The organism is Myxococcus sp. AM011 (assembly GCF_013372595.1).
GTDB lineage: Bacteria > Myxococcota > Myxococcia > Myxococcales > Myxococcaceae > Myxococcus > Myxococcus eversor.
The window spans coordinates 1-3,441 of record NZ_JABXEM010000478.1 but is presented as its reverse complement, the minus strand read 5'-3'; the positions used below and the strand labels follow the sequence as shown (position 1 = coordinate 3,441).

The following is a 3,441-nucleotide window of genomic DNA, read 5'->3' as shown; positions in this document are numbered from 1 at the left end:
GATTCTGGGGTGGGCGGGCGCCATGCTGCCCATCGCCACGCGCCAGGGCCGCAGGGAGCTGGGCATCTGGCTGGTGCAGGTGGCCGTGCTCAGCCTGCTGCCCTTCGTGAGCTGGTCCGGACACCTGGGCGGCTTCCTCTTCGGCCTGCCCTGCGGCGTGGCGCTGCGGCAGGGCCGGCAGGTGTACGCGCTCGCGCTGCCCATCATCCTGTTCCTCACGGCGCTGGTGGCCCTCTACGCGGCCCACCCCGAGCGGCGCGGAGCCTTCTGACATGGGCGACGTGCGCAGCATCTGCGTCTTCTGCGGCTCGCGTCCGGGCGCTCGGCCCGAGTACACCGAGGCGGCGAAGGCCCTGGGCACCGAGCTGGGGCGGCGCGGACTGACGCTCGTCTACGGCGGGGCGAGCGTGGGACTCATGGGCACCGTGGCCGCCGCCACCCTGGCCTCGGGCGGCAAGGTGGTGGGCGTGCTGCCGCACTTCATGGGCGCGCGGGAGATTGCCCACCTGGGCCTCACGGAGCTCGTCCGGGTGGACTCCATGCACGAGCGCAAGGCGTTGATGGCCGAGCGCTCGGACGCGTTCGTCGCCCTGCCCGGCGGCTTCGGCACGCTGGACGAGCTCTTCGAAATCATCACCTGGGCGCAACTGGGCCTGCACGAGAAGCCCATGGGACTGCTCGACACGCGCGGCTTCTTCCAGCCCCTCGTCACCCTGGCCCGACACATGGCCAACGAGGGCTTCGTCCCCGTGGAGCAGGCCCTGCCCTTCGCGGTGAGCGAGTCACCCTCGGAGCTGGTGGACCGGCTGCTGGCCGGCCCCACGCTCACGGTGACGGAGAAGTGGCTCAAGCGCCCCGAGCAGACGTAAGCCCGGGGCCGCGAGCGACTACTGCGCGGACACCTTCATCTCCGCCTGTCCCAACGACGAGGCGAGGCGGAACGTCACCTTCTCCGTGCCAGGGGGGATGACGGGCTGCCCGCTGGCCATCACCGTGGGGAACTGCACCTCATAGCCGACCCAGAAGACGCTGGTGTACGGGTAGTAGGCGCGCATCTCCAGGTCCGCGCGGCCCAGCCGGCGGATGCGCACCGGCGTCACCTCGCCCGCGGGCGTCACCAGCGCCATGCGCCAGATGCTCTTCTTGTAGTCGAAGTCGAGGTACCGGACGTCGTTGACGTGTACGCCCAGGAAGAACTCGTGCACCTGGGCGGCCTCGGCGCGCTCCTCGGCGAGCAGCGCCTCCACCTTGGGAGGCGGCAACACCTGGAAGGCCGCCTGGCGCCGCACCCGCGCCTCGCGGAACGGCAGCGACTGCAGCGTCACCCCTGAGAAGAGTCGGGTGTCGAAGCCGTCGTAGATTTCCTGCTGGCCCGAGTACTTGTCGAGCAAGGCCCGGTAGGCCGCTTCCGCGTTCTCGTCATGCAGCGTGGGAGCCTGCTCGCCAACGGCGGGAGGCATGGTGGAGCAGCCGGACAACATGCCCAGCAGCGCTCCCGTGGCGAGAAGCTTCTTCACGGAATGAAGTCCTTGCGGGTGAACAGCGTGGTGAGTCGGTGGCCCGCGGCCTCCACCGCCTCGCGTCCCCCCTCCAGTCGGTCCACCAGGGCGAACGCCCCGAGCACCGTCAGTCCCTCGGACTTCGCCCGCTCAATCGCCTTGAGCGTGGAGCCGCCCGTCGTCACGACATCCTCGACGATGGCCACCTTCGCGCCCGCGCCCAGCCCGCTCAGGCCCTCAATCCACTGGCCGGTGCCGTGGCCCTTGGGCTCCTTGCGGACGATGAACGCGGCCAGCGGATACCCGGACAGATAGCCGGTGAGGCTCACCGCGGACGCGAGCGGATCCGCGCCCAGCGTCAGCCCGCCCGCACCCACCGCCTCGGGCGCCTCGCGGCGGATGGCGTCGAGGAAGAGCCGGCCGATGAGGAAGTGTCCCTCGGCCAGGAGCGCGGTGCGCTTGCAGTCGATGTAGAAGTCCGACTCCTTGCCGGACGAAAGCACCACCCGGCGGCGCTCGAAGGAGCGCTCGGTGAGCAGCTCCAGCAACCGGGCCCTGTCGCGGGCGAACACGTCGGACATCACTTCAACCCCTCCAGGTACGCCACCAGCTCGGAGGAGTACCGCAGTTGCATCAACAGCTCCGCCCGGCGCGATTCATCCAGCGAGGTGAACACGTCCGCCAGCAGCGAGAGTTCCTGGTTGATGGTCCCCAGCCGCTGCGACACGTCCGCCGCCAGCTCGTCGGCGTCGATCTCCTCTTCCACGCCCTCGGGTGCCAGCTCGTCATCGGTGGCGAGCGCCTTGGCGAGCATGTCTGCCACGGCCGCGCTCAACCGGCCCTGGGCCTCCAACTGGTCGCGCTTGGCCTCCAGCACCTCGGGGCCCACCGGCGTGGCGTGGATGGCCTCCGCCAGCGACATGAGGAGCGCGTCCTCGTCCGACAGGTCCGTGTGAACGCGCGCCTGCACCGCGTCCCGCTTGAGGAAGCGCAGCGCCGCCACGCGCCGGAAGCCGCACACCAGCTGGTAGCTCTCTCCTCCACCACGGGGCCGCACGTCCACCGGGAACAACTGCCCCAGCCGCGCGATATCCGTGGCCAGCCCGGACACGTCACCCTCGGGACGCAGCCGGTAGGCCGACTCGTCCTCGAGCCGCTCCAGCGGCATCAACACCGTCACCACGCGACCAGCGAGGCGCTCCTCCGGCGCGGCCAGCAGCTCCGGCCCAGACTCTTCGTCCTCGTCCTCGGACGCACCGGACTCCGACTCGGAGGAAGCACTCGAGTCAGCGGCGTCGGACCGGGTCTCGGCGGACAAGGCACCCGCCTCGGGGACCTCGGGACGCGCTCCCTCGGGAGACGCATCCGGCTCCGAAGCGGACTCCTGCCCGGAGCCCTCCTCGCGCCGCGACTCCTCGGGGACACCCGGCTCCGACGCGGACTTCACCTGCGACTCTTCCGACGCACCCACCGACGACTCCATGGCCCGCTCGGGCTCACCCGTGGCGGGTGCTCCTTCGGCGACGACTCCCTGAGACTCCACCGAGCCTCCTTCCGGGGACGTGCCGCCCGCATGCGTCGCGGTGACAGGGGATGACTCCCCTTCCCCACCTTCGGCATGCGTCGGCTCCCGCGGCGCGGAGTCCTGGGACCCTCCGTCACCCCGCGCCGAAACAGCCTCGGGCGTGGACGACGAGCCACCTTCCGGAGAACCCGGCATCCCTTCCTCTCCGTCAACCCTGTGCTCGGCGTCCATGGTGGAACCCCTGGTCTGCCCACTCCCGCGCCACCGACTCCGGCGGCGCGGGAAGCGAGCTCTAGCGGGTCTTCTTCTTCACCACGACCTTCTTCTTGGCGCCAGCACCCAACGCGAAGGGCGTTGGCGGCTCGGCAGAAGCAGGCTCCACGGGCGGGGCGACCGGACGCGGCTCTACCCGGGGGG

Annotated in this window: 4 protein-coding genes and 1 pseudogene; 2 read left to right on the top strand and 3 right to left on the bottom strand. The window is 70.6% G+C overall.

Going from position 1 to position 3,441, the window contains the following annotated elements:
• A pseudogene (locus HUW62_RS46345) lies at window positions 1–271 on the top strand (rhomboid family intramembrane serine protease); the annotation flags it as partial.
• 1 nt (window position 272) lies between these two features.
• Window positions 273–869 (top strand): TIGR00730 family Rossman fold protein, encoded by a 597-nt coding sequence (locus HUW62_RS46340; protein ID WP_176438090.1) that lies wholly within the window; start codon window positions 273–275, stop codon window positions 867–869.
• Window positions 870–887: 18 nt separating this feature from the next.
• On the opposite strand, the gene HUW62_RS46335 is transcribed toward HUW62_RS46340, so the two are convergent.
• From HUW62_RS46335 to HUW62_RS46325, 3 genes are read right to left on the bottom strand one after another with little or no spacing between them, the layout of a single operon-like run.
• Window positions 888–1,517 (bottom strand): hypothetical protein, encoded by a 630-nt coding sequence (locus tag HUW62_RS46335; RefSeq protein ID WP_163864837.1) that lies wholly within the window; start codon window positions 1,515–1,517, stop codon window positions 888–890.
• Window positions 1,514–2,080, bottom strand: a complete 567-nt coding sequence (gene pyrE / locus HUW62_RS46330; protein WP_163864836.1) for an orotate phosphoribosyltransferase — start codon at window positions 2,078–2,080, stop codon at window positions 1,514–1,516. The genes HUW62_RS46335 and pyrE overlap by 4 nt, the downstream gene beginning before the upstream one ends.
• Window positions 2,080–3,042, bottom strand: a complete 963-nt coding sequence (locus HUW62_RS46325; RefSeq protein ID WP_368670653.1) for a ParB N-terminal domain-containing protein — start codon at window positions 3,040–3,042, stop codon at window positions 2,080–2,082. The genes pyrE and HUW62_RS46325 overlap by 1 nt, the downstream gene beginning before the upstream one ends.
• Window positions 3,043–3,441 lie beyond the last annotated feature (399 nt).

Bases quoted from the DNA above. Each gene is read 5' to 3' on its own strand.
- HUW62_RS46340 (WP_176438090.1), top strand. From the start codon at position 273: ATGGGCGACGTGCGCAGCATCTGCGTCTTCTGCGGCTCGCGTCCGGGC.
- pyrE (WP_163864836.1), bottom strand. From the start codon at position 2,080: ATGTCCGACGTGTTCGCCCGCGACAGGGCCCGGTTGCTGGAGCTGCTC.